This window comes from Protofrankia sp. Cr1, assembly GCF_963555865.1.
Taxonomy (GTDB): Bacteria; Actinomycetota; Actinomycetes; order Frankiales; family Frankiaceae; genus Protofrankia.
The window spans coordinates 1-4,449 of sequence record NZ_CAUVXO010000434.1; the positions used below are offsets into that span (position 1 = coordinate 1).

5 protein-coding genes are annotated in these 4,449 nt (G+C 62.1%); 1 reads left to right on the plus strand and 4 read right to left on the minus strand.

Annotated elements, in window-relative coordinates:
• From U9980_RS23050 to U9980_RS23065, 4 genes are all read right to left on the minus strand, one after another.
• The coding region (locus U9980_RS23050; RefSeq protein ID WP_322769857.1) for a polyketide synthase at window positions 1–1,384 on the minus strand (1,384 nt) is incomplete at its 3' end.
• Between the two features lie 42 nt (window positions 1,385–1,426).
• Window positions 1,427–2,464: a ketoacyl-ACP synthase III family protein gene (locus U9980_RS23055; protein ID WP_322769858.1), complete on the minus strand. Its 1,038-nt coding sequence runs from the start codon at window positions 2,462–2,464 to the stop codon at window positions 1,427–1,429.
• A 403-nt stretch (window positions 2,465–2,867) separates the two neighbouring features.
• A complete protein-coding gene (locus U9980_RS23060; RefSeq protein WP_322769859.1) occupies window positions 2,868–3,569 on the minus strand; it encodes a 3-oxoacyl-[acyl-carrier-protein] synthase III C-terminal domain-containing protein in 702 nt (233 codons plus the stop codon).
• The gene (locus tag U9980_RS23065; RefSeq protein WP_322769860.1) at window positions 3,570–3,911 is read right to left on the minus strand and encodes a hypothetical protein; all 342 of its coding nucleotides are present in this window, start codon (window positions 3,909–3,911) and stop codon (window positions 3,570–3,572) included.
• A 355-nt stretch (window positions 3,912–4,266) separates the two neighbouring features.
• Between U9980_RS23065 and U9980_RS23070 the strand changes: the two genes are divergently transcribed.
• On the plus strand, window positions 4,267–4,449 hold a 183-nt coding region (locus U9980_RS23070; protein WP_322769861.1), incomplete at its 3' end, for a hypothetical protein.

Sequence of the window (4,449 nt, forward strand, 5' to 3'; positions counted from 1 at the left end):
CCACCACGGCCGGCACCGGGGACACCGGGGACACCACATCACCGGGCTGAAGCGACACCTCACCGGTGCGCGGGGCCTCTCGCAGCACGAGATGGCAGTTGGTCCCCCCCATGCCGAAAGAGGACACCCCGGCGGTCAGCGGCTCACCTGGGCGAGCCCATCGCCCCAGTTCCGTGTGCACCCGCAGGTTCAGCTCTTCAAGCGGGATACGCGGATTCGGGACCTCGAAGTTCAGGCTCGGCGGCAGCTCCCGATGGCGGAGGGCTAGCAGCACCTTGATCAGGCCAGTGATACCCGCCGCGCCTTCCAGGTGCCCCACATTTGTCTTAACCGAGCCAACCAGCAGGGGATGATCCGTCGTCCTCGCCGCGCCCAGCACGGCCCCCAGGGCTGCCGCCTCGATCGGGTCGCCGACCTTGGTCCCCGTCCCATGCAACTCGACGTATTGCACGTCCGCGAGGTCAACGCCCGCCCGTTCGTAAGCGAGCCGCAGCACCTCTTCCTGCGCCGACTGGTCGGGTACGGCGATACCCGGGCCGCCACCATCGTTGTTGACGGCACTTCCGCTGATCACGCAGTAAACGCGGTCCCCGTCAGCGATCGCTCGGGCCAGTGGCTTGAGGATGACCAGGCCGCCACCTTCGCCGCGAACGTATCCATTTGCCCTGGCGTCAAACGTGTAACAGCGCCCGTCCGGAGAAAGGCTCCCGAACCGCGCGACCCGGAGGATGCTTTCTGGCGCGATGTTCAGGTTCACCCCACCGGCGAGGACTATCTCCGACTCGCCTCGCAGCAGGCTTTCGCAGGCTAGGTGAACCGCCACCAGCGAAGATGACTGGCCGGTGTCTATAGAGATACTCGGGCCACGCAGTCCAAGCGTATAGGACACCCGATTCGCCACCATACTACGATGCAATCCCATCAGCGTGTGTTGCGTGATGGCACTTACACCCAGCTTGCCCGCCAAAATGGCATAGTCGTCCGAACTGGCAGTGACGAAGACGCCGGTGCGCAGATCGCGCATCTGGCCAGGGACGATCCTCGCGTCCTCCAGTGCCTCCCATGCTAGTTCCAGCGCGAGTCGATGCTGGGGATCGATGAAAGCCGCTTCCCGCGGTGTGACGCGAAAGAACCCCGGATCAAATTTATCGACTTCTTCCAGGAATCCACCGTGCCAGATACCTTCGTCTTCGAGTGACGGCTTCGAGAGGTCGACGCCCATCAAGTCCTGACGGGAGGGCGGCATCCGGCGAATCGGACTGGTTCCGCTCCGCAGTAGCTCCCAGAAGGCATCCGGGCCCGCGGCGTCCGGGAAGCGGCCAGCCACTCCGATGACCGCGATCTGATAGCCAGGCACAACGGAGTCCGTTATGTCCCTCATCATTCACCGACTCTCCGGCCTGCGGAAGCAAGCCTTCGCCTTGACCTAACGATTCACTGCCGCTGGAACATCGGTAATTCTCAAGACCATGCTGTTAGATGTTATCCCGGGCCCCGATGAAACAAGCAGAACGTAATCTCCCGGGGCAAACTTCCCGGCGCTCACGAAATGCTCCAGTGAAATCATCTGGTCACAGGCTCCCACATGGCCGATGCCGCGACCAAAATCTACAGAAGAGTGCGAGACGGGGATACCGAGCGGATCAAACAGAAGTTGTTCGAATTGGCGACCGTCCGAATTACTCGGAATGATCATTGCTATATCCGAAGCATTGATGTCCGCATCGGCCAGCGACCGATAGCAAATATCAAAGTAGAACTTGGACCACCGCTCTACTATCTCCGGAAGAGAGATGCCCTTGCGCATGAACTCCTGCACGTACTTCGCCGGGTCTGGCACCGTATACACGAGATCCCGTTGCGGCAGCAGCGTAGAATCCCCCCGATGCCACTCCTCGAATTCGGGAAGTGTAGATGAATTGGCAGATACTATCTCAGCGAAGCCGCTCTCTCTGCTCAGTACGACAGCAACGCCGCCATCACCAAAAATAATATCCGGCCCAGCGTGCCAGCGGTCAATTAGTGGTGACGTCCAATTCTCGCCAGCCGTGATCAGCACGCTCGCGTAGTTCGCCGCACCGGTCAGGAAGCCAACAGCGCCATCGATGGCGCCAAAAATCCCATTGCATCCTTGCCTGATCTCCGTGGCGTGAATATCATCGCCACCGAGTTCGCGGAGGACATACCCGTAAAGAGGAACTCCCTCAGCACGTGCCCCCTGTTGAGGGTTGCCCACGTGAATGTGAGCATCGACGTCGTTGATGTCTAGACCCGATCTGCCGAGCGCCTCTTTAGCCGCATCGATAGCCATCGCGAGGGCCGGGATGTCACCAGCGACGTGTGTTTGCGTAAGCTTGCTAATCCGGTACAAATCCTCTTCGTAGAGGCCTTCCGCGATTGCGCGCTCCGTTTTCATAGGCTCACCGAGGACGACACCTATTCCACGGATATAGACCCCGTTCACCCTCATACTCATTCCTCCCATCATCGGCGATGGTCATCATTCTCTGATACCAGAGGGCCATCGGTTCACCGTGGTCACGGGAAACCGTGACGCGCAGCTCTGCGAGCCCATATAACCCGCGGCCAGGCCGCCGGCACGGCTGCCCCCAGTACCGCTTTTCAGCCGGTGGCCGCCATGGGACCACCATGGCGGCCACCGGTCAGCTGGATGCTGATGCGGCGTCCTGGAAGCGTTGGACTAAGAGCGACCGGCAATAGGGGGACGCGGCGTCGCGGGGCTGGGGCACGCACCTCGCCACGTTGTCGTCGGTCGACACCCAACACCTCCGGTGCCTCCCTCCTCCGCCTCGCGATCTACGCACCCCAGCCCCGCTCCTTCATCCACACCCCTATTGCCGGGCGCTCTAAGAGGTGTCGGCCCAGTGCGGAGTTTCGATGATCTCGATCACGGCGGAGGCGATGTTCAGTCCTGGTCCGACGCCGAGCATCAGGAAGTGGTCGCCGGGCTGCAGGGAGCCGTCTGCGAGAAACTGCTCCAGGGCCACGATCTGATCGCTGGCGCCGATATGGCCGACGGTGCGCCCCTGTTCCCATGTCGAAAGGGACATCGGCAGGCCGAGGGGTACCATCGCGCGGTCGTGGACCCGTTCCCGGGACCCGTTGGCGTAGGCGACCCGGGTAATGTCGTCCAGCGTGATCGCGGCCTCGTCGAGGGTGCGGCTCACCAGCTTGTCCTGCGCCGCTATGAGTTGCAGCGGGCCAGCCGGGTCCCGGTCCGGACCGTCCAGCCAGCGGTCCTTGGAGTTGCCAAAATCAAGCTTGCCCGGCGAGGTAGCCCCAGGGGGGTACAGGGGTTCGGGTCCACGGTGCATCGCTTCGTACTCGGGAAGCGTGACCGCGTTGATCGGCTTGAGTCGGGCGAAGCCCTTTCGCCTACTGAGGACGACAGCAGAACCGGCGTCGCCCATGACGAAATGCGGGCTGAAACGCCAGCGATCCAGTATCGGCGAGGTGAAGTTGTCACCGGATGTCACCAGGGCCGTTTCGTGCTCGTCAGAGGCCAGGAGATGACTCGTGGCAAGTTCCAGCGCCGAGAACAGCCCCATTCAACCCTGCCGGATCTCGTCGGCAGCCGTGGCCTGACCCGCACTTATATGCCGCTGGACGTGGTACTGAGGGCACCAGCTGTGGGGGCCCTGGTACACGACGCTGACATAGAGCAACAAGCTCAGCGACTCGGCAGTCTGCCCCGCCCGTTCCAGAGCCTGCCGGCTCGCCCGCACCGCCATCTCCGGCGCAGGTAAGTCGTCGGCGACGGTGACGCTTGTGATCCCGTGCCGCTCCGCGTCCGTTCCATCAATGAGGTCCCGCTCCACCGCCCATTCGATGGACACCCGATCAGGCAGGAAAGAACCCAGCCCATTGATCAGGACGTCAGGAGTCTTCATTTACAGCTCCAGCTCTTCCGGGTCGTGAACTCGTTCTGCCCGTTGGGACCTTTATCCTCAAGCCCCTTTTGGAGCCGTCGAGGCCGGGAATGCGACAAGGTGGTCTCGATGAGAATGACCCTGTTGCAAGCATGTGTCAAGACCCACGTCAAGGTAAGGAGGGGCACCCCCCAGGCAGGGCCTCGGCAAGGTGGCCCGCCGTCATAATCAGTGACTTGTTGCAGTGTCGACGGACACGAGAAAATCCCCATAGGCGGTCAAGAGATCTCCCCATTTACGGACGGTAGATCTCCCCGCTGGCGGACACGACCCCTCCCCACCAACGTGACCAGCTCTGCCGGTTGACTCGGCGGGCATGAAGACCTACGAGGAGGTCATGGAGATCCTGGAGGCGTACGACCTCACCGGTAATTACCGGGGCGCGGCCGATTTAGTCGGCTGCACCCACTGCCCGAGCGGGCGTTCACGGCCGCGTTCGGGGAAACCCGCAAGGTTTGCCGGGACGCCACCATCTCGGTGGACGGGGTGCGCTATTCAG

Excerpts from the sequence above, each read along its gene's own strand:
- U9980_RS23065 (WP_322769860.1), bottom strand. The coding sequence starts at position 3,911 with ATGAAGACTCCTGACGTCCTGATCAATGGGCTGGGTTCTTTCCTGCCT.
- U9980_RS23060 (WP_322769859.1), bottom strand. The coding sequence starts at position 3,569 with ATGGGGCTGTTCTCGGCGCTGGAACTTGCCACGAGTCATCTCCTGGCC.